Here is a 22,339-nt window from a genome sequence, read left to right on the forward strand (position 1 = left end):
GTGGATCTGGATAATCCTAACCCATTTTGACATTTTCCTTTGGTCCATCGCTAAGGCGATCGCCCAGATGGTCTAAAAGCGTTGTTTACCCAATCCTCTGGCGCAAATCTGATAGAATTTGAACGGTCTTGCCCAGTCCTAATCCCCTGTATTCCAAGGGATCCCCAAGAGATATAAGAGATAAAACCACCATGATTTACGACATTTTCATGCCCGCCCTGAGTTCCACCATGACCGAGGGGAAAATTGTTTCCTGGACTAAGTCCCCCGGTGACAAAGTGGAAAAAGGTGAAACTGTCCTGGTGGTGGAATCGGACAAAGCGGATATGGACGTGGAATCTTTTAACGAAGGTTACCTGGCCGCTATTTTAGTGCCGGCTGGGGAAGAAGCTCCCGTGGGGGCAACCCTAGGCCTAGTGGCGGAAACGGAAGCGGAAATTGCCGAGGCCCAGGCTAAAGCGGGCTCCGGTGGTAGTTCTAGTGCAGGCCCAATTCCAACTCCGACTCCCCAACAGCCTGAACCGGTGGCGATCGCCAGTCCGACAACTACGGAAGCAACCCCAGTCCCCAGCAGCAACGGTAATGGTAAAGGCAGTGGACGGATCATTGCTTCCCCGCGGGCGAAAAAGCTAGCCAAAGAGTTAAAAGTTGACTTGGTTACTGTTGCTGGTACTGGCCCCCACGGCAGAATTGTGGCCGCTGATATCGAAAATGCCGCTGGCAAACCAGTAAGTCCTCCGGTCGCTGTGCCCAGTGCCCCAGTTATCAGTGCCCCTGCCGCCGTTATTTCCACTGTTCCCTCCATTGCAACACCGACTTCCACTATCCCTGTCGGCCAAACAGTGCCCCTGACCACATTCCAGAAAGCGCTGGTTCAAAATATGGTGGCGGCCATGGCGGCTCCCACTTTCCGGGTAGGTTACACCATTACCACCGATGGATTAGACCAACTTTACAAGCAAATTAAAGGCAAGGGAGTGACTATGACGGCCCTATTGGCCAAAGCTGTGGCCCTAGCGCTGAAAAAGCACCCCATTGTCAACGCCAGCTACACTGACCAAGGCATTGCTTACCACAAGGATGTCAACATTGCTCTGGCTGTGGCTATGCCCGATGGCGGCCTGATCACTCCAGTGCTACAAAACGCAGATCAAGTGGACATCTATTCCCTCTCCCGCCGCTGGAAAGAGTTGGTGGAACGGGCCAGGGCTAAACAATTACAGCCGGAGGAATACAGTACTGGTACTTTCACTATTTCTAATCTGGGCATGTTTGGGGTGGATCGATTTGATGCCATTCTGCCGCCCGGTCAGGGGGGAATTTTGGCAGTGGGCGCTTCCCGTCCCCAGGTGGTGGCTAATGAGGAAGGCTTGATTGGTACTAAACGACAAATGGCAGTTAATGTGACCTGTGACCATCGGGTCATTTATGGAGCCCATGCCGCGGCTTTCCTAAAAGATTTGGCCACCATCATTGAGGAAAATCCCCAGTCTTTGACTATGTAGCCCACGGCATGGTGGATCAGCTTAGTTTACTGGGTCTGCAAAGTCCCCCAATTCGTTCAGTTTTGGGGGATTCGCTTTCCGGATCTTTCCTATCTAGTCCTGGAATTTTAAAGCCGAGATAATTTTGTACACATGGGCCCACCAAAAAAGCCAAGCTTTGCTAATTAACCGATGCTGGCCAACCGAGGCGGGTGGGTTGCTGGTAAAGCCGATATAGGGTTCTTATATCCCTAGGGGAAATGGGGGGAACATCGGCCGTTTGGGCTGGGTATAAAGCGTCTTCGGGCCGATCACTGTGGCCCCAAATGCCCAGGGCGTGCCCCAGTTCATGGCGGGCGGTGCCTTGGAGGGAAAGGGGGGCTAAACCAGGTTTGATGGCGATCGCCATGCGGTGGCGTAGTTGGGGTGGGGATGTGTCAGTCCAATAAAATTCATGGCTAGCCTGGGCGGTGCGGGCCCGACCGAAACTAACTAATCCGGTTTGCGGGTCCACGGTACGGGCTAGGGGCGGTTCCCGATAAAAAATAGCAATGTCCGCCTCGACTATACTTTCAGCGATGGTGAGGGGAAAAAACTTTTGCCAATCGGCGATCGCCGTTTTAATGGCCTGTTGCCAAATATAGTAGCGTTTTTGGGCAGCACTGCCGGGGGTTAACCCAGGGGGATAGTCCACCGCTACAGTGACGGGGAAGTTAGACCAGAGTAAATAACCCAGGGGAGAAGGCTGAATCTGAGAGAAATAATCGGTGCCATCATCCCCAGGCAGACTGAGATTATCGAGGCTGGGGGCTAGATCCACCAACTCCACGGGCAAAGGGTGAATTTGAGCTTTCGGTAAAGCCGGATTTTTGCCATTGTTTCCATCATTGGCGATCGCCGGTAGGTTAACTAGGACTACGGCCAACAGGAACAGGGCTAAGAACCAGCCCCAAAGCTTGATTTGTTTGTTCACAATTCTTCCCCCGGCCGGGAATTTCCCGAGACCTCGAATGGCGCGAAGGAAATCAAATCAAAGTTGCCCAAGGTTATTGGAATCGCACTAATTGCACTAATTGACGGTGACTGATGTTGACACAGGCCACACTGACCAAAATACTTGTCGACTTAGTTAGCCAGCCAGCCAGCACTGAGAATAATAGTCAGGCCAATAAAAATAATGCTCAGGGTCCAGGTCACCTGGTTAAGGGTCTTTTCCGCACTTTTGGCACTGGTGAACAATTGGGCCTGGCCACCGATGCCGGCAATGCCATCACCTTTGGGACTGTGGAGCAACACTAGTATGGTTAACAGAGCGGCGGAAGCCATCCAAACAATTCGTAAAACAGTGATTAAAGTCATAACAATTCAGTGCCCTTCGGCGATCATGCGAGTTTTTTATTTTAGCCTGTTTATCCAACCCTAACGGGAGAGGTTCACTGGGGTGCGATTGGCTCTAATTTCCACCAAAGGTTGGTCAATCAAGGTTTTGCCGGTCATTTCCGCCGGAACAGGCAGTTGCAAAATATCCAAAATGGTTGGGGCAATGTCCGCTAAACGGCCCCCTTCCCTTAGCTTAACCTCACCACCATGGCCAGGAATCTTACGCCCTTCTCCTTCTACCAAAATAAAAGGTACTGGATTAGTGGTGTGGGCCGTCCAAGGGTTGCCAGACTCATCACTCATATATTCCGCATTGCCGTGGTCCGCTGTGATTAGTACCGTTCCTCCCATTTTGGCCGCACTAGCGAGGAGACGACCCAGGCTACGATCCACTGTTTCGATCGCCTGAATGGCTTCTTTGAGCTTGCCGGTGTGCCCCACCATGTCGGGGTTAGCGTAATTGACCACCACCAGGGAGTAAATACCTTTTTCCATGGCCCGACAGACCGTATCGGTGACGGCTTCGGCGGACATTTGGGGCGCTTTGTCGTAGGTGGAAACCATGGGGCTTTGAATTAGTTCCCGGTCTTCCCCTGGAAAGGGTTGCTCTAAACCGCCGTTGAAAAAGTAGGTGACGTGGGGATATTTCTCCGTCTCTGCCGTGCGGAATTGCCTTAAACCCTGACGGGCAATAATTTCACCCAAAATATTATTCAAATTCTGGGGTTCAAAGGCCACAATTACGGGCAAAGAGGGATCGTACTGGGTAAAAGTAACAAAATCCAAGGGTTGGATTCTTTCCCGGGGAAAACCATCAAAGCTGGGGTTAACTAGGGCGTAGCACATTTGCCGGGCTCGGTCTGGGCGGAAGTTGTAGAAAATCACCCCATCCCCAGCGGCGATCGCCCCGGTGGCAATTCTAGTGGGGGGAATAAATTCGTCGGTGATGTCATCGGCGTAATAGTCCTTAATGACCTGCGTTGCGCTGCGGCCATCCCCCACTCCATCTTCGGTCATGATGCGATAGGCTTTTTCCACCCGGTCCCAACGGCGATCGCGGTCCATGGCATAGTAGCGACCACTGACACTGACAATACGTCCCAAGCCAATTTTGTCTAGGTGGGCTTGGATTTGTTGGACAAAGTGGGCCCCTTGGTTAGTAGCGGTATCCCGGCCATCGGTGATGGCATGGATGCACAGTTGACTGATGCCCTGGAGCTTGGCCAGGTCGATCAGCCCCAAAAGATGGTCAATGTGGGAGTGGACACCACCGTCGGAACATAGACCGATTAAATGTAATTTTCCCTGGCGATCTCGCACCCGTTGGCAGACTTCCACCAACGCTTGGTTGTCAAAAAAACTCCCGTCCTCAATGGCGTCACTGATACGCACTAACTCCTGGGGCACCACTCGCCCAGCACCCAAATTGAGGTGACCAACTTCAGAATTACCCATTTGACCTTTCGGTAGACCCACATCTTTCCCCGATGTATGCACCAGGGTATTGGGATAGGCCGCGATCAGACTCTCCATAATGGGCGTATTAGCCTGGGCAATTGCATTCGCGCGGGTATCTGGACGATAGCCCCAGCCATCTAGGATGACCAGAACCACCGGGGCGATCGGTGCCTCTGCCATGGTTATTGCCTCACTACAGTTAAAAAGTCTGCAAAAGATGCCCTTGATAATACCATCAAAAACATCCGGGGTAACTGCCCCTCCGGACCGAGCTTAATTCTTAATATCCATGGCCTGTTGAAGTTGGGCTGAAGTAAGACTTTGTACCAATTGCAGCGGTAGAGGATCTTGACTCATCTTTTGCACCATGCCATCCGTTAGATATGGTTTAAGGGTACTATCTTGGCGGAGGTAGAGATCAAAGAAAGCCAAACCTAAACTTTTCATGTAGGTGTAGGCTAAATCCTGCCCTGGGCCAACAATTTTTTCCGGTAAATTGTCGGTATCTTCTAGAAAAGATAAATGGGTGCCATTTTGCACTAGCAGCAGATACTTATCCACCCCTTCAATGAGGGAAAAGGGAATGATTTGTTCCGGTACCGGTGGAGCAAAAATATCTTTACTGCCGGCCACAATCATGGTGGGTACGGCCAGATTTTTCATACCATCGGGGCCAAAAATAGGGTTAGTAACTGGGTTGATGGCCAACACTGCTTTAATCCGCTTTTCCCTCAGGTTAGAGGTAGGCGGGGCACTACCAACCCCCTGACATTGCCAGAGTAGGGCGGGGTTGAGGTTAATTTGATTGGGTTGATTTAATTGGCCGCACTGTTGCAGTAACTCTGCCCATTCCAGGGTTGCCCCCCCACTGGCGATCGCCGTGTAACCTCCTAGAGAGTGACCTAAAATCCCCACATTGTTAATGTCGAATTTGCCTTGCCAAGCTGGATCCGTTGCCGCTTTTTGGGCCAAGGTATCCAGCACCAAACTCACATCTTGGGGTTGGTCCAACCAAGCGTTGGGATTGGGAAAAGTGTCTAAACCCTGGAGAGAATCCTGCATCCGGGCCGCATCACTTTCAGGAAAATCAATGCCGGCGATCGCCAAGCCGTGGGAAGCCAAATGGTCGGCGATGTAAGTGAAAGCCTGAAAATTAGAATTTAAACCGGGGGCGACTACCACTAAGGGAGCAGGCTGACCACCGCCCTGGGGCAAATAGACAAAGACATTGACCGCCTGGCCATCGGGACGGGGAATGGTCAAATTTTCCCTTGTCCAGGGTTGAGTTCCCGGTTGGGCCAAATCCAATGGTGCCAGGGGCGGCACCGTAGAGGCGGAGGTATTTTCCTGGGTCCCCAACCAAGCAAAAATGCGGTCGGTGGCTTGGTATAAACTATCAGCTTGGTCAAGGGTATTTTTAAAAGTATCGAGGTTTAAAACTAGCTCTTGGCCCCCGTAGGCATTAATCACATCAATAATTTTAAAGCCATTGGAATTTTGGGCAGCGGTGATAATAGCTCCCTCTAAAAAAGGCTGGCTTTGGTTGGCAGGGGCATCAATGATATAGCTCAACTGTTGGGCAATTTCTTTACCAAAAGCGGTGTTAAAAAATTCAAAAGCTTCTACGGAATTTATCTTAAAAGAGTGATTTAATAGCCCCCGCAATTTTTCTAATTCTTCCCCCCGCAAATGTTGGGTATAAAATGCCAAATCAGGATCAATATTTCCTGTTTCTGCAAAGGTGGTCAAACTCTCCACAGAGACGTCAAATTGACCCAGGGGAGTGAGGGAAAAGACTATCTTTTCCGCCCCGATCGCCCAATTAGGGGAGCCAACGGTCAAAAATCCAGCGGTGATAACCACTCTAAAAAAGCGCTTAACATTAATCATAAATGTACTATTTCAACTTTCTTAAAATAGAAAAAATCGTTTAAATAATAGAAGAAAAAACCTTTATTACCGAGAAAAATTTTTCTCAAATCCGGCCATTTCTGCCAAGGTGTAGAGGGGACGGCCCTTAACTTCATCGTAAATACGGCCAATGTATTCTCCCAAAATACCAATGCAAATTAGCTGGACTGCGCCGAAAAAAAGATTGGCAATGACCACCGTGGCAAAACCATCTAAAGGGGAATTGGTTTCTGACAAGCGCCAGTATAGAACCAATACCATCATAGCCATGGCCAACAGGGCGGCGAAAAGTCCTAGGTAGGTCGCCAGGCGCAGGGGCACAATGGAAAAGGAAACAAGGCTATTGATAGCCAAACGCAGGGACTTACGGAAAGTATATTTCACTTCTCCTGCATGGCGGGGGTCCCGTTCAAACTTAATGCCGGTTTGGGGAAAGCCCACCCAAGCCCTCAAGCCCCGAATGTAACGATTCCTCTCTGGCATGGCATTGAGCAAATCCACCACCCGGCGGTCCATCAAGCAAAAATCCCCCGTATCCGCCGGGATCTTAACATCCGCTAGCCTTTGCAACAGTCGGTAAAATCCATAGGCCGTTAGCCGCTTGAACCAACCTTCCTGGCGACGCTTGACCCGCTGGGCATAGACCACGCTGTAGCCTGCCTGCCACTGTTCCACTAGTTGGGGCACCAATTCCGGAGGATCCTGTAAATCCGCATCAAGGATAATTACCGCTTGCCCCCGGGCAAAGTTTAACCCCGCCGTCACTGCCACCTGATGACCAAAGTTACGGGCAAAACTAAGGTAACAAACCCGTTCATCTTGATTGTGTAAAGCACGGATCATTTCCAGGGAGCGATCGCCACTGCCGTCGTTAATCAGCACCAATTCCGCACTACCCAAACCGTCCATCACCACCTTTAATCGCTGGTATAACAAAGGAATATTATCTTCTTCGTTATAAATCGGCACGATCAGAGAATACATTGGCCCCTGGCGATCGCCATTATGGGCCTTAATTTCAGACCAGCTCAGGGAATTGGTGGAATTGCTAACCATGGTTAAAGGGGGATTGCTGATAGCTTTAGCCCGAACAGTTGAACGATAAATCTGAGCAACGGTTCACTGGCCAAACTCCAGACGGGCCTGCTCCACCAAATCCACTGTCACCTCATCTAGATCCCCTTGTCGGGCCAACTGCTCAATGCGTTGACGGGCCTGTACCCGGGCAAAATAGGGAATATTTTTCAACTTCTGCCGAGCTTCGGGAGTCCAGGGTAAGGATTCTTGCCACTGCATAGATTAATTTCCTCCGGATTTGCAAAGGTGGGCAGGGGGAATTGACTATATTTTCTCATCGAATAAACCACTGAGCCGTTCCACCTCACTCTGGGCTGTGTACATGGGCGTTCCAGCCAGAATACCGGTGACGTTGCGGAAAGGTTTGCCGATGTGCATGCCCTTATGATCGATGGAGAACTCCCGAATGTCCTTATCATGCATGGAGCCCCGCATTTTTAGCACTGTAATCCCCCGGCGCATTTCCCCGTACATTTCCACGTAACGCAACAGAATAATGGAGTCAGTGATGGTGGAAATATGGGCATCGGTGATGGACGCTCCCCCCAGTAAATTGGGGGTGGTGGAGGTAAATAAACCGCCAATTTCCTGCTGTTTGATAAATGAAGTTAAACCGATAATAAATTCCCGAAAACTTTTCAGGGTGGAAACCCTTTCTAGGGCAGAAAGACTATCCACTGCTACTCGATTGGGCTTAAATTCTTGGATAATATCCTTCATCATGATCAGATGATTTTCCAAGTTGGTGGTTTCGGGATAGCGACAAACCACTTTCAGTTTGCCTTCTTTTTCCATTTGCTTGAAATCCACACCCCAACCGGTAGCGTTGCGGATCAATTGCTCCCGGCTTTCTTCAAAGGCAAAGACTAAACAGCGCTCTCCATTGGCCACGCCTCCGTCCATAAATTCCGTCACCATCAGGGTTTTGCCTGTGCCCGTTGCCCCGGAGACTAAAATGATCGAATCTCGGAAGAAGCCACTGCCACACATGCGGTCTAATTCTTCACTGCCGGAGGTAATGCGGATATCGGAGGATTTTTGCTCTAGCTCAATCGCCGACAGGGGAATGATGACGATGCCCTTTTTATTAATAATAGTGAAGGGAAATTCGCCCTTTTGGTGGTCGGTGCCACGATATTTAAGGATCTCAATGGTGCGGCGACGTTTTTCATCGGCCAGGACGTTGCGGACAATAACCACGTTATCGGCCACAAATTCTTCTACTCCGTAGCGGCTAATTTCTCCATACTCTTCTACCCGCTCGGCGGTCATGATGGCGGTGACTTCCAACTCCCGCAGGGCAGAGGCGAGGCGAAACAAATCACTCCGCACCTGAGCACTGTCGGTGAGATGGCTGAAAATGGCCCCCAGGGAATCGAGGGAAATACGGCTGGCTTTATATTTGCGGACAGCGTGTTCAATGCGGGCAATCAAAGCTCCCAGGTCATATTCTCCACTGACAATGGGGCGATCGCCGGGTTGGGGGGAAGCATCAACAAAAATCCATTTGCCTTCATTTTCCCATTGCTGAATATTCCAACCAAAACCCCGCATATTTTTCCTTAGGGCCTTGGGCGGTTCTTCAAAGGTGACAAAAACACCGTTTTCTCCCCGATGAATACCTTCGACCAAAAATTGGCAAGCAAAAATAGTTTTAGCACTCCCCGCTGTCCCGGCTATCAGTGTGGCACGGCCAAGGGGAAGACCACCATCGGAGAGAAAATCAAAGCCTGGAATACCCGTCTCCAACTTCTCGATACCACCTGTCTCTTGCTCTAACATCCGTTCACTGCCAAATATTCGGAACAAACGGGCATTATACCAGTGTTGACAATGCTACCGATACCACCGATCTCAGCCAGGGGCAGTCAATGTGGGAAATATCTGCCCCTTGTCAATGGGTCTTTGAGCTTAGGGCTAAAATGCAAAGGTAGCTATGCTTGGGAACTAGATTGCAAACCCATTTTGCCGATAAATGATGAATAAGGGCACCATCGCCGGGGAAGAATTTGCCCATTGGTATGCGACAGCTCAACAAATGGCGATCGCCAATGGTATTGAGCCAGGGGAATTGGATTGGTTATTGCAAGGGTGGACAGACTTAGACCGTTTAGGTCTCCGGCTGCAGGATTTTCGCCACCGAGAGATTGCCTTGCAGGAAACTTGGGAAAATATTCAACGGGGCTGGCGGAGGAGAGTGGAAGAAAAATATCCAGTGCAATACCTCTTGGGCCAAACCCAGTGGCGTGACTTTACCATTAAAGTGACTGATGATGTACTAATTCCCCGGCCAGAAACGGAGCTAATTATTGACATAGTCCAGCGGGAACATCCTTATTTTCCCGTGTCTGACTGCGCTGACCATTGGGTGGACTTGGGTACGGGGAGTGGGATCATTGCCTTGGGTTTAGCCGCCACGTTTGCCCAAGCCATAGTCCATGGAGTGGATTGCAGCGGCTCCGCTTTGGCGATCGCCAGGGACAATGCCCAGCTTAATCAGCTTGGCGATCGTATTCAGTTCCATCAAGGCCATTGGTGGAAACCCCTCAACCATCTGAGGGGCCAGGTTCAGGGCATGGTGTCCAATCCGCCTTATATTCCCCAATGGGAATTAGCCCACTTACAGCCGGAAGTGATTAACCATGAACCTTTATTAGCCCTAGATGGCGGCCCCGATGGTTTAGAAGCAGTGGAGCAATTGATCAGGCGATCGCCAGCTTATTTAAAGCCCGGTGGCTTTTGGTTAGTGGAAATTATGGTAGGCCAAGCCCCCATTGTGGCCCAGCAGTTAAAAGTAACGGGCTGTTATCAAGATATTCAAATTCACCTCGACCTGGCGGGCATTGAGCGGTTTGTCTCCGCCCGCACCCTGGCTTAACTGATTCTCTGGAATTAGGAGAAAAATTAACGCCCCCCGACGGTGATGGCATCCACCTTGATGTGGGGTTGGCCTACGGTGACATAGATACTGCCACTAACGGAGCCGCAAAATCCGGCCGCTAGGGCCAAATCCTGGGAAGACATGGAAATTTTATTCATAATCTCCGTGGCGGTACCAATTAACGTTGCTCCCTTGAGGGGTTTGGTTAGCTGGCCATTTTCCACCAGGTAAGCTTCAGAAACAGCAAAGTTAAACTCCCCAGTGGCTCCGATGCTACCGCCCCCCATTTGCTTACAGTAAATACCCTTTTCAACGGAATTAAAAATGTCGTCCACGGAATAATTACCAGGGGCAATGTAGGTGTTACGCATGCGGGAAGCGGCTGCATAGGCATAGCTTTGACGGCGACCACTACCGGTGCGGGGATGGCCAGTGCGGATAGAACCGGTGCGATCGGCAATGAAATTTTTCAAAATGCCATTTTCAATCAACAAAGTACGCTGGGTGGGCATGCCCTCATCGTCCATATCAATGGTGCCGAAAGCATTATCGGTCAGACCTTCATCCCAGGCAGTGAGATTCTCGTGGGCGATTTTTTCCCCTTTTTTATCGAGGAAAGGAGTGGTTTTATGTTCAATTTGGGTGGTTTCGAGCAAATGACCGCAAGCTTCGTGGAAAATGACCCCCCCAAACTGATTAGCCATAATGATAGGATAATTGCCCGATTCCACGTAGTCGGCGTAAAGCATTTTCCCGGCGGATTCCGCCACTTCCTGGGCAGCGATTTCCGCATCCCAAGTGCGTAGATAATTGGGATTACCGGTATCTCCGGAACGCTTACCGATGGAGGTACGATGTTCACCGTCAGCACAGAAAAGGGAAAAGCCAACGGATTGGGTTAGGCGGATGTCCCTGGCAAAGGTCCCATCGCTGGCGGCCACCAAAACCTCTTGCCAATCACGAAAATAGGCAGCCCGTCGGGATTGGGCATGGCTAGCGTAGTGGTCTAATTTTTGGTTAGCCCCCAGCAAAATATCGCTCATTTCCTGCATGGGGCTACAACGGTGTAACCATTGGTCCTTTTCCTTGGCTCCGGCATAGTCCCGCAACATTTCCAAGTTCAGTTCAGGAATGAAGGATTGGCCAGAGGGCAGGGTTAAACCCAAAATTGACAGACCCTTTTCCAGAGCAGTGCGGAGGCCATTGAAAGAAATGTCATTGGTGCTGACATAGCAGTCTCCTTTGCCTTTATACACTCTCACACCGCAACCGCTGGAGAGTCGGGGGGTGAGACTGGTAATGGCGTCGTCTTCCGCTAGGCAACTGACATAGTTAACTTTTTCCAGGAAAAATTCGACAAAGTCGGCCCCGGCGGCCCTGCCCAAACCCAGCAACGTGGATAAAGATTCCCTCCATCTACCATCGAGGCGATCGCCACTGACGTCGTAGTTGAGGCTAGGCAAATCCTGGGAGAGGAGCAGAGTAGGGGCCATGGTGATTTTTCTCAGGGATGTGCGAAATATTTCTTAATGTATTCTACTGGTTTCCGTCCTCCAAACGCTGTAGTTCCTGTGGGCATATCGTCGAGAAAATGCCCTTAAATATTCCACACTGGCAATGTCCTAGTTGTGGAATCAACCGCGATAGGGATACCAATGCAAGTCTCAATATTTTGGCGGCTGGACTAGCGGTCTTAGTTTGCGGAGCGGCTGTAAAACCAAAACAGAGTAAGTCTGTGAAGGCTGGTGCTATGAAACAGAAACCTGGATCGTGAGGTCTAGGAGTCCTTCGCCTTTAGACGAGGGAAGATGTCAATATGGCTTGGCAAAAGAAAATAAATTTTGCAATAGTTTAGTATTTTCCCAGCGATAGATGTTGGAATTGTGATAACCATGTGATAACCAATGGAAGAAATAAGACAATGACCAAGGGTTTCTGCCAAGTTCGCCAAGGATATGTCAGCCAGATCCGTTGGCAAGTCAAACAATTTTATCTTAACTTTTTTAATGGGGGAACAATGGCCAGATTAAATGTCAAATATCGCTCTTCGAAAACATAAAACTGGTTGATATATTTTGGGAACCACTCAATCAATAGTCTCAGCATTTTTGATATATTGCTTGGGGATATTTGCTCTAGAAGATTTCGCTTGAAGCATTCAATTTCTGGCTTTTTCATCTGATGGTTAGTGGTTTTTCCAAAAAAATACTTGCCACGGTAAATATTGAATCTAGTTGGATAAAAAGAGATTAACAGTTACTGGATTTTTGTTGATAAATCCTCCTCTACTAAGCGGGATTCCAAATCGGTTTTAACCTTCTCTATATCAACCCCTTCCCATTGATGTAGCAACACGTATAAACAGGGAATTAAAAATAAGGTTAGTAAAGTAGCGAGGGAAAGACCTGAAAAGACCACAATGCCCAAAGGCTGGAGCAATTCTGATCCTTGTCCAATGCCCAAAGCTAGGGGAAACATGCCCAACACTGTGGTAATGGTGGTCATCAAAATCGGTCGTAGGCGTTGGGGGGCAGCCCTTAAAATAGCTGCTTCTCGACTGATACCTTCCTCAGCCCAGATTTGATTGGCTAACTCCACCATGATGATGGCGTTGTTGACCACAATACCCACCAGAAGCACTGTGCCCACAATCACGGTGGCCCCGATCGCCGTTTGGGTGATGAACAGCCCTAAAATTCCCCCTGCTAAAGCCAAAGGTAGGGTGAACATAATCACCAAGGGATCAAGTAGAGAGTTGTACTGCACCGCCATAACGACAAAGACCAGGAAGGCCGCCAAGCCCCCTAAAATCACCAGGGAAGACTGTAGCTGTTCATTGCTCGCCGCCGCTGTACTGGGCAGTCGAGAAACCCCAGGAGGCAACTCTATGGCAGATAAAACTTGGTCAACTTCTGCTAGAGCTTCACTCAGGCGGGCCCCTTCCACTAACGTACCAGCGATTAAAAACACAGGCCGTTGGTTAATGCGTTGAATTTCCCCCGGTGCCCGACCTTGGTCAATGGTGGCCACATCCCCCAGACGGATCGGGCGATCGCCATCAATGAAGAGGGGAATTTGCGCCAAATCCCCAGGGCCAGAGAGCAAATCATTGTCCAATTTCACCCGAACGTCCACCAGGCGATTTTCCCGTTGTAACTGGGTGGGCACAGCACCATCTAAAGCGGTTTGGATTGTTTGCCCAATGGCTTGGGTGGTTAGGCCTAATTCCGTCGCCCTTTGCCAATCGGGACGGATTTGGACTTCCGGTTGACGGGCATCAGCGTCGGGACGAAAACGGGTCAACTTCACCTTTTCCCCCAATGCCGCTAAAACCTTCTGGCCTGCTTGATCTAGCTCGTCGGCATCGTTGCCCTGGAGAATTACATCCACATCTACGTTGCGTAGGGGAGAATTACTCAAAATCAAACCCCGCAACTGTCCCGGTGCCATCCGCAGACGAATATCCACCAAGTTCAACGCTTCTAATTCCGCTGTCACCCGTTCAGTGAATGCTTCCACATCGGTATTAGGTTTCAGGGTAATGGTGCTGGAACTGCGGAGGGCATTGGCGTTGACGTTACTGCCAAAAAGAAATCCACCTACCGTGGTAAAGGCGTATTCTGTTTCCGGCTGATTGATGAGGATGTCATCCACGATCGTCATCAAGCGTTGGTTATCTTCCAAAGGAGTGCCGGGGGGAAACTGGGCAAACAGATTAGCTTGACCCGTATTGATGCGGGGCAAAATTTCCTGGGGAATCTGCCCCACCATCCATAGACTACTGCCGCCAAAAATAATGAAAATAGAAGCCACTGCCACCAATCGATGGCGGATCAGGGTGGATAAAAAACGGGCGTAGGCCGCCGTGGCTCCTTCAAAACGCCGGTTAAATTCCCGAAAGAAAAACCAGTTACCTAAACCACTCCGGCGCCGAATGGCCAATAAACGGGAAGCCGCCATGGGCACTAGGGTCACGGCCACCAAAATGGAAGCCGCCACCGCAAAACTGATCGTCAAAATTAATTCATTAAAAATCAGGGCAATGAAGCCACCAATCATTAAAAAGGGCAACACCGCCACCAGGTTAGTGCTAGTGGAAGCCACCAGCGCAGACTCCACCGTTTGACTACGGTTGATCGCCAAGTTAATCATGCCCCGTTTACCTAAATCGGGAGAAACTGTCTTGCCGGGGGTCATGCCCGCCCCTTCTGCAATGGTTTCCAACATCACAATGGAGTTATCCACCACAATGCCCACCCCCAGGGCTAATCCCCCCAAACTAAAAACGTTCAGGGATAAGCCGAAGGCCTTCATAACAATGATCGCTGCCATGGTGGCCAGGGGAATAGCCAAGACAATGATTAACGTCTGTCGCAAAGAACCGAGAAATAACAAAACGGCGATCGCCGCCAGCACCGTACCAATTAGCCCAGAAACAACAACGTTATTAACCGAATTACGAATAAAAACAGAATCATCTAAGGTGGTGGTTAGTTCCGCCGCCTGGGGAATAATGCCTTCCCCGCGTAAGTCATCTAAACGCTTTTTAACCCCATCCACCACTTCAATGGTGTTAGCCTCCGGTTGTTTCTGCACACTCACTTTTACCGCTGGGTTGCCGTTGAGGGTTACAAAAATTCGTTCTTCCTCTGTACCGTCAATGACGGTGGCCACATCCCGAAGATAGATCTTTTGGGCCGGTTGACCTTCGATCCCGGGCACTGTACCCACCACTAAATCCTCGATCTCCTGGGCTGAAGCAAATCTGCCCACTGTACGGGTTAAAGGTTCCGATTCCGTACCAACAATTCTGCCCCCGGAAATATCCACATTACGGCTCTGTAAAGCATCCAACACCTGGGTCAAACTAACCCCCGACCGCTGTAGCCGTTGTAAATCCACATTGATCCGGACTTCCTCCTGGGCGGCCCCCGACACATTCACCGATGCCACCCCCGGCACCACCCCTAATTCCCGTGCTAACTCCTCTTCCGCAAATACCCGCAACGATGGCCCTGACAACTCCGGTGAAGTCACCGCAAACTCATACACCGGCAATTGAGAAGGGTCAAACTTAAACAGTCGAGGGGTTTCCAAACTATCCGGTAACTGGTTACGGGCCCGGTTAAACGTAGCGGTGGCATCGTTCAATGCCTGGTCAATATTGCCCCCCGGCTCGAAAAACAAATCCAGGCTAATTTGCCCTTCCCTGGTTTGGGAGTAAACCTGTACGACACCTTCCGTAGCTGATAGGGCCGCTTCCAACGGTCGGGTAATTTCGTCCACCGCCACTTCTGGAGCAACTCCTGGGGCATCCAATCGTACTCCAATGCGGGGATAGGTGATGGAGGGCAACAAATCTACCGGCAGAGAAAAAATGGCGAAAACCCCCAACACAATAATGGCCAGGGTGAGCATGAGGGTAGCAATGTGCCGACGGATGGCCAGGCCACTCAGACTAAAAACGGAGTTGGGGGAGGACATAGAGGCTGGGGTGGTGGGGAACAGAGAGAAAAATAATTCCTAGGCAAAGGAGAAATTTCAATGGTTCGAAAGTTTGAGTATTTTGACCGGGAAAATGTCGGAGAGGTTTAAATCATTTATTTGAACAGTTTCAGTGGGGCTAAAACGCATAAAAATCCAACAGCCTCCATTAACTTATTGTTCCTGCTATTTTTCCGACAAAACGCTGAGACGAATTTGGCTATCCGGTTGTAGCGGTCTACTACTGCGGACAACAAAACGTTCCTGGGGAGCTAAGCCCGCCACAATTTCCACTTTGCCGTTGGTCGTTTGGCCCAAGGTAACCGATCGCCTTTCCAACACATCTTTTTCCCCTGCCTTGGTCACCACAAAGATAGAATCTTCATCAACAATGGCGGATTCGGGCACCACCACATTGGTCTCTGCACTGGAACCAAAACTGACCCTGGCCAACAGCCCAGCCCCAATTTTTTCACCGGGATTATCCATGGTTATTTCCACCGGTACAAGGCGGGAATTAACATCGGCCTGGGGGGAAATGCGGGTTACCACGCCGGTAAAAGACTGGCCGGGAAATGCATCTAGCTTGACGTTGACCTTTTGCTGTAGGGCAATCTGGGCCAGTTCTAGTTCTGATACCTGCACGTTAATCTCCAACTGACGAAAATCCCCCAGTTGCAAAATTTCTGTCCCCGGTTGTACCAAATTGCCCGATTCACTTAATCTCCGTAATACGCGCCCCGGAAATGGCGCCCTAATGGTGGCATATTCTTGTCTAGTTTGGGCTTGGTCAATGGAAGCTCGCTGGGCATTCATCTGGGCAGTGGCCGCCCCCACCCTCTGCTGTTCAATCTGCACCTGGGCGATCGCCGAGTTGAGGATTTGGGATGCAGTTTTGGCCGCTGTTTTAGCCTGGCTTAATTGTTGACTAGCACTGGCCTGTTCGTTACGCAAAATTTCCTTGGCTTGACGGGCCCGGGTTTCGGCCTGTTCAGCCTGTTGCACCCCACCGGCCCCTTCTTCAGCTAGGAGACGAAAGCGGGCGGCATCGGCCTGGGTTTGATCCACTTCTAACCGAGCTTGTTCAATGCGGGCGTTGAGGGAAGTTTCCAAACGGATAATGTCAGCCTGGGCCTGTTGCAATTGCAAACGAGCCTGTTCCACTCGAATTTGAGCATCCCCCACCTGACTCTGGGCAGTTAAAACTTCCGAACGCTGGGCCATTTTCTCCGCTTTGGCCTGGTCCACCGCCCCCAGCAATAGATCGTCTTCAATTTCCGCCAACACCTCCTCTCCCCCAACCCGATCACCCACATCCACTAGTAGCTTTTGCAACCGCCCTTCAATCTGGGCTTTGATGGATGCTTCCCGCACCGGGGCGGTGGTGCCTGTATATTCCAACTCCTTGGTCAATGGTTGGGGTTTGGCCAGGGCCACATCCACGGCGATCGCCGGGCTCGATTCAGTGTTCTCTGTTTGGGCTTTAACATTCTGTTCCCACAGGTCGGCGCAACCGATCAGGGAAAAACTTAGCAAACTTAGCAGGGAGAGTTGCCGTCGCAGACGTTGGGGGGGGCTGTAATTATTCATAAAAACGATGCGAGGGGAAGTCGGACCCGAATCGGTGGACTAGACTAGGGAAAACAAACTAATTCCAGCCACAGGATCGGTTGGGTAAGGTCAAGTGCTCCAGTAAAGCTCAGTAATATTGCTTTACCTTAACAAAGTAACAAACGAGTTTACAAAACCCTCCATCGGGGTGGCCGATTCCAATGGTCCCTGTGCCAGTTGTCTTTGGTCCATTTTTCTCCGTAAAAACCCAGGGAAAATTTTCAACTTTAGACAAAGAAGCCCAAGGAATTGATCAATTGTGACCATTTGTGGCGATCGCCAGACAAATAGAGGAAAGTGGCATTAAACTTTTGTTAGCCCCTGTGTTTGCTTTCGCTGTGGGTCCAGAAATTATAGGAGCATTAAAGTCATGGCTTTGGAATACATGATCGAAGACCTCATGGAGCAGTTGGTGGAAATGGGTGGCTCCGATATGCATATCCAGGCGGGGGCGCCGGTCTATTTCCGGGTGAGTGGTAAATTAGAACCCATCAATGAAGAAGTCTTAACTCCCCAGGAAAGCCAAAAGTTAATCTTTAGCATGCTCAACAATTCCCAGCGGAAAGAACTGGAACAAAATTGGGAGTTAGACTGTTCCTATGGCGTTAAGGGGTTGGCTCGCTTTCGGATCAATGTGTACAAAGAACGGGGGTGCTACGCCGCCTGCCTACGGGCCCTTTCCTCCAAAATTCCTAACTTTGAGCAACTGGGACTGCCCAACATTGTGCGGGAAATGGCGGAACGTCCCCGGGGACTAATTTTGGTCACAGGACAAACTGGGTCGGGTAAAACCACCACTTTGGCGGCAATTTTGGACTTAATCAACCGTACCAGGGCGGAGCATATCCTCACCATTGAAGACCCGATTGAGTATGTTTTTCCCAATGTCCGCAGTTTGTTTCACCAGCGGCAACGGGGGGAAGACACCAAAAGTTTTGCCAATGCTCTCCGGGAAGATCCGGACATCGTTCTGGTGGGGGAATTGCGGGACTTAGAAACCATCGCCCTCGCCATCACTGCGGCGGAAACCGGGCACTTGGTGTTTGGGACTCTGCACACCAATTCTGCGGCTAGTACTATCGACCGGATGTTGGATGTATTCCCCGCTAATCAGCAAGCCCAAATCCGAGCCATGTTGTCAAACTCTTTGCTGGCAGTGTTTGCCCAAAACCTAGTTAAGAAAAAGGCGCCCAAACCCGGCGAGTTCGGCCGAGCGTTAGTGCAGGAAATTATGGTCATCACTCCGGCGATCGCCAACTTAATTCGGGAAGGCAAAGCAGCCCAGATTTATTCTGCCATTCAAACCGGAGCCAAGTTGGGTATGCAAACCATGGAACAAGGCCTGGCCACGTTGGTGGTGTCTGGGGTAATTTCCTTGGAAGAAGGTTTGGCTAAAAGTGGTAAGCCGGACGAACTCCAACGGCTGATCGGTGGTATGGCTCCCCAGGCGGCAGCTAAACGCCGCTAGGCGGGCAAGTTGTCGGTTTCATTAGTTAGTTCTGAACAGCTTTTTCAGTTAAATAGTCTAATTAAACTATTAATCATTTGGGGATCACCCCATTCCGAACCATCCTTCCCCCAGCCATTAAACCAGTGACGGAGAAATATTAACCATGGCTACGTTTGTTGCTCAAGTTAAAGATCGCAAAGGTAAAACCACCAAAGCCAAAGTGGAAGCCATGAGCCCAGAACAGGCTCGGGCTATTCTCCGCCAGCAGTATGCGGCGATCGGTACAATTAAGCCAGTTTCCGGCGAAATAAACCTCGAATTTCTGGAAAATTTACTTAATAAAGTTACCGTCAAGGATAAAGCAGTTTTCTCCCGACAGTTTTCCGTCATGATTAACGCCGGCGTGGCGATCGTTCGCTGCCTAGGAGTGCTTTCTGAACAATGCCCTAACCCGAAACTTAAACGGGCCCTAACAGGTATTAGTGGGGAAGTGCAACAGGGCACCAACCTTTCTGAAGCTATGGGCAAATACCCTGAATGCTTTGATGATCTCTACGTCAGCATGGTAGAAGCCGGAGAAACTGGGGGGGTTTTAGATGAAGTACTCAACCGACTTTCCAAACTGCTCGAAGACATGGCTCGTCTGCAAAATCAGATTAAGTCTGCCATGGCCTATCCTGTGGCAGTGGGTTTTCTGGCAGTGGTGGCGTTTTTAGGGATGACTATCTTTCTTATTCCCGTATTTGCGGGCATTTTTGACGACCTCGGGGGGGAACTGCCTGCCTTAACCAAGTTTATGCTAGCTTTGAGCGCTTTTCTAAGAAGTCCAATGGCGATTATCCCCGTTGTTGGTATTATCGTGGCCGTTTTTCTCTTCAAGAAATATTACGGTACCTATGCAGGGCGGAGACAGGTAGATGGAGTGATGTTGAAACTACCCCTGTTTGGTCCCCTCAATGAAAAGACCGCCGTGGCGAGGTTTTGTCGAGTATTTGGTACCCTAACCCGGTCTGGAGTACCCATTATTCAATCTTTGGAAATTGTCTGCAACACTGTCCCCAACAAAATAATTTCTGATGCGATCGCCGGTGCCATCGGTGAAATTCAGCAGGGCGGGATGATGAGCTTGGCTCTGCAACAAAGTAAGGTGTTTCCCTCCTTGGCGATTCAGATGATCAGTATTGGTGAAGAGACGGGGGAACTGGATGCCATGATGATGAAGGTGGCAGACTTTTACGAAGACGAGGTGGAACAAACGGTAAAAGCTTTGACTAGTATTATTGAGCCAGCCATGATGGTGTTAATTGCTGGCATGGTGGGGACAATTCTCCTTTCCATGTACTTACCGATGTTTGCCATCTTCGATCAGTTGGGTTAATGGTCAGCCATTTAATCCGGCCCATAGATTAGTACCATTGAAAGAAGCTGGAATTTAATCAAAGTCGGTGATGCCAAAGCTGAAATTTTCGCTAATATGCCCATAGGGTTTCTTGCCTGATTTTCTGTTAAACTACCTTGGATTTGTTACCATGACCGCCGACCAACTGTTGATGTTAGTTGTTCTCCTTGTTCCTGGAATTTTGCTATCCGCCTTAGTAATGGGGAGTTTTGCTAAGGGGGGTTAATGGGGACTAAATGGAATAGTAGAAAAAGTTACCGGGGCCAGTAATTTAGTCCCGGTAGCTCTGGATCGATGGGGGAAATTACTGCCCAAGTTCGGAATTGTTGTTCGTATTGTTCCAGGCTTAACAGGTTAATTGATTGGCGAATAAACGCCCGCACTAAATCTAAATCAGACCATCTTTATTTGCCATAGCTAACATCAAATCAATTACCCGACAGGAATAGCCCCACTCATTGTCGTACCAAGAAACGACCTTGAAGAAGTTACTGTTCAAACCAATGCCGGCCCCGGCGTCGAAAATACTGGAACGGGGATCGGTGCGGAAATCCATGGAAACCACATCGTCTTCTGTGTAACCCAAAATTCCTTTGAGTTCTCCTTCGGCAGCGGCCTTCATGGCGGCAGAAATTTCTTCGTAACTGGTGGCTTTCTCTGTTTTAAAAGTCAGATCCACCACAGATACATTGGGGGTAGGCACCCGGAAGGCCATGCCGGTCAATTTGCCTTTCAATTGTGGCAGTACTAACGCTGCGGCCTTGGCCGCCCCAGTGGAGGAGGGAATAATGTTTTGAGCCGCTCCTCTACCTCCCCGGAAGTCTTTTTTGCTGGGGCCGTCGACGGTGGGCTGGGTGGCTGTCATCGCATGAACTGTGGTCATCAATCCTTCCACAATGCCGAAATTATCATCCAAGACTTTGGCGATCGGAGCTAAGCAATTGGTGGTGCAACTAGCATTGGAAACTATTTTGTCGGTGTCGGCGTTGTAGCTGAGATGATTTACCCCCACCACAAAGGTGGGAATTCTTTCTGGATCTTTAGTGGGGGCGGAGATGACTACCCTTTTGGCACCAGCTTTGAGATGATTTTCGGCAGTGTCGTAGGTGGTGAATAAACCGGTGGACTCCACTACGTAATCGACTCCCAGGTCTCGCCAGGGCAATTGGGCGGGGTCCCGTTGGGAAAAACAGGGAATAAATTGGCCATCAATGACGATGCCATCTTCTGTGGCCACGACGGTACCGTCGTAGGAACCATGGGTGGAATCGTATTTGAACAAATAGGCTAAGTTGGACGCTGGTACGAGGTCGTTGATACCCACTAGGGTGACCTGGGGATTGACCATGGCAATGCGAGCCACAAGACGGCCAATGCGACCAAAGCCGTTGATGCCGATTTTTAACATTAAAAAACTCCTGGGGAATGAATAGCAAAAAAAATGACCTAGTCGCGCTAGGACATCTAACTTGCCCTAACGTTAACCCAGCTTCTTGGTAGAGAAGGGGATGACAATGTTAAAAAAATACTTAAATCTTTCTTTGGCGATCGCCGGAGGACTTGGGTTTCACCTGGCAACAATGGTCAGATTTGGGCACAATGGGTAAATAAACTGGAATAAGCCAAAGCAGAAAGGTTCTGGCTTGGAGACTGTTCCCCGGTCCATGTCCAGATTCCTTAACTATTCTTAGCTTTTTCCCGGCGGACAGGGCATTATCTCCACTGACTGAAATGGCAGGTTTGTAGGTTTTTGAGCAAATTTTGATATGGATACCTCTTTGGCTTCCCCCAAAGCATTGGCTGGCTATAGTCCTCGCACCCATAACCGGGCCCAGAGGGCTTGGCGATGTTGCCCTTTTTATTTAGATTTATTTCGGGCCATGGCCCAGGCCAGTGTCCCCCTACCAACGATCGCCGGACAAAGGGGCGTAGATCAGGGTTTTTGTCCACAACCACTGACGGAAAATCGTGTGGAAAGGGAACTGATGTGGTTAATTCAGGTGGGTTTATTGCGGCGGGAGGTCGATGGCCAAGGCATTACCGACAGTTTTCGCCTCACGCCTTTGGCCAAACAAATTCTGAACCAATACCCTGGAGAACAAAGAAGTTTTCCTTCTCCCCCTTGGTGGGAACGTTTGCGGAATCGGTTTGCCTTCTGGCTCGCCCCCCTCATTACCCTACTGGGATATTGGTAGACCAAGCCC

Annotated in this window: 17 protein-coding genes; 6 read left to right on the plus strand and 11 right to left on the minus strand. The window is 49.9% G+C overall.

From position 1 onward, the window contains the following. The first annotated feature begins 191 nt into the window (after positions 1 to 191). Complete coding sequence (locus tag D082_RS13550; protein WP_028947134.1) at positions 192 to 1,505, plus strand: dihydrolipoamide acetyltransferase family protein; 1,314 nt, start codon at positions 192 to 194, stop codon at positions 1,503 to 1,505. A gap of 160 nt (positions 1,506 to 1,665) precedes the next feature. Here D082_RS13550 and D082_RS13555 read toward each other — a convergent pair whose 3' ends face one another. From D082_RS13555 to kaiC, 7 genes are all read right to left on the minus strand, one after another. Further along, complete coding sequence (locus D082_RS13555) at positions 1,666 to 2,457, minus strand: matrixin family metalloprotease (protein ID WP_028947133.1); 792 nt, start codon at positions 2,455 to 2,457, stop codon at positions 1,666 to 1,668. A gap of 152 nt (positions 2,458 to 2,609) precedes the next feature. Then, positions 2,610 to 2,843: a preprotein translocase subunit SecG gene (gene secG, locus D082_RS13560; RefSeq protein ID WP_028947132.1), complete on the minus strand. Its 234-nt coding sequence runs from the start codon at positions 2,841 to 2,843 to the stop codon at positions 2,610 to 2,612. Positions 2,844 to 2,903: 60 nt separating this feature from the next. After that, entirely contained in the window at positions 2,904 to 4,502 is a 1,599-nt protein-coding gene (gene gpmI / locus D082_RS13565) for a 2,3-bisphosphoglycerate-independent phosphoglycerate mutase (protein WP_028947131.1), read from the minus strand. A 93-nt stretch (positions 4,503 to 4,595) separates the two neighbouring features. Further along, entirely contained in the window at positions 4,596 to 6,212 is a 1,617-nt protein-coding gene (locus D082_RS13570) for an alpha/beta hydrolase (RefSeq protein WP_028947130.1), read from the minus strand. A gap of 66 nt (positions 6,213 to 6,278) precedes the next feature. Further along, on the minus strand, positions 6,279 to 7,217 hold the full coding sequence (locus D082_RS13575; RefSeq protein WP_028947129.1) for a glycosyltransferase family 2 protein: 939 nt from the start codon (positions 7,215 to 7,217) through the stop codon (positions 6,279 to 6,281). Positions 7,218 to 7,352: 135 nt separating this feature from the next. Then, entirely contained in the window at positions 7,353 to 7,529 is a 177-nt protein-coding gene (locus D082_RS13580) for a PCP reductase family protein (RefSeq protein ID WP_028947128.1), read from the minus strand. A 45-nt stretch (positions 7,530 to 7,574) separates the two neighbouring features. Next, positions 7,575 to 9,092, minus strand: a complete 1,518-nt coding sequence (gene kaiC, locus D082_RS13585) for a circadian clock protein KaiC (RefSeq protein ID WP_028947127.1) — start codon at positions 9,090 to 9,092, stop codon at positions 7,575 to 7,577. 196 nt (positions 9,093 to 9,288) lie between these two features. Here kaiC and prmC point away from each other — a divergent pair, with 196 nt between their 5' ends. Further along, on the plus strand, positions 9,289 to 10,188 hold the full coding sequence (gene prmC / locus D082_RS13590; protein ID WP_028947126.1) for a peptide chain release factor N(5)-glutamine methyltransferase: 900 nt from the start codon (positions 9,289 to 9,291) through the stop codon (positions 10,186 to 10,188). 26 nt (positions 10,189 to 10,214) lie between these two features. Here prmC and D082_RS13595 read toward each other — a convergent pair whose 3' ends face one another. Further along, positions 10,215 to 11,684 carry a TldD/PmbA family protein gene (locus D082_RS13595; protein ID WP_028947125.1) on the minus strand — a complete coding sequence of 490 codons (1,470 nt, stop codon included), beginning with the start codon at positions 11,682 to 11,684 and terminating at the stop codon, positions 10,215 to 10,217. A 17-nt stretch (positions 11,685 to 11,701) separates the two neighbouring features. Between D082_RS13595 and D082_RS17820 the strand changes: the two genes are divergently transcribed. Then, positions 11,702 to 11,965 carry a zinc ribbon domain-containing protein gene (locus tag D082_RS17820; protein ID WP_071880817.1) on the plus strand — a complete coding sequence of 88 codons (264 nt, stop codon included), beginning with the start codon at positions 11,702 to 11,704 and terminating at the stop codon, positions 11,963 to 11,965. 482 nt (positions 11,966 to 12,447) lie between these two features. On the opposite strand, the gene D082_RS13605 is transcribed toward D082_RS17820, so the two are convergent. Both D082_RS13605 and D082_RS13610 read right to left on the minus strand, forming a co-directional pair. Then, positions 12,448 to 15,675 (minus strand): efflux RND transporter permease subunit, encoded by a 3,228-nt coding sequence (locus tag D082_RS13605; RefSeq protein WP_028947123.1) that lies wholly within the window; start codon positions 15,673 to 15,675, stop codon positions 12,448 to 12,450. 186 nt (positions 15,676 to 15,861) lie between these two features. Next, entirely contained in the window at positions 15,862 to 17,265 is a 1,404-nt protein-coding gene (locus tag D082_RS13610) for an efflux RND transporter periplasmic adaptor subunit (protein WP_028947122.1), read from the minus strand. Positions 17,266 to 17,656: 391 nt separating this feature from the next. Here D082_RS13610 and D082_RS13615 point away from each other — a divergent pair, with 391 nt between their 5' ends. Together D082_RS13615 and D082_RS13620 are read left to right on the plus strand one after the other, a co-directional pair. Beyond that, the gene (locus D082_RS13615) at positions 17,657 to 18,754 is read left to right on the plus strand and encodes a type IV pilus twitching motility protein PilT (protein ID WP_038530986.1); all 1,098 of its coding nucleotides are present in this window, start codon (positions 17,657 to 17,659) and stop codon (positions 18,752 to 18,754) included. Positions 18,755 to 18,899: 145 nt separating this feature from the next. Beyond that, the gene (locus D082_RS13620) at positions 18,900 to 20,114 is read left to right on the plus strand and encodes a type II secretion system F family protein (RefSeq protein WP_028947120.1); all 1,215 of its coding nucleotides are present in this window, start codon (positions 18,900 to 18,902) and stop codon (positions 20,112 to 20,114) included. Positions 20,115 to 20,523: 409 nt separating this feature from the next. Here the strand turns inward: D082_RS13620 and gap are convergent, their stop codons facing one another. Beyond that, complete coding sequence (gene gap / locus D082_RS13625) at positions 20,524 to 21,543, minus strand: type I glyceraldehyde-3-phosphate dehydrogenase (RefSeq protein WP_028947119.1); 1,020 nt, start codon at positions 21,541 to 21,543, stop codon at positions 20,524 to 20,526. A gap of 358 nt (positions 21,544 to 21,901) precedes the next feature. Between gap and D082_RS13630 the strand changes: the two genes are divergently transcribed. After that, positions 21,902 to 22,330: an Npun_F0494 family protein gene (locus D082_RS13630; RefSeq protein ID WP_028947118.1), complete on the plus strand. Its 429-nt coding sequence runs from the start codon at positions 21,902 to 21,904 to the stop codon at positions 22,328 to 22,330. Positions 22,331 to 22,339: the final 9 nt, after the last annotated feature.

Source organism: Synechocystis sp. PCC 6714, assembly GCF_000478825.2.
In the GTDB taxonomy this organism is placed as follows: Bacteria; Cyanobacteriota; Cyanobacteriia; order Cyanobacteriales; family Microcystaceae; genus Synechocystis.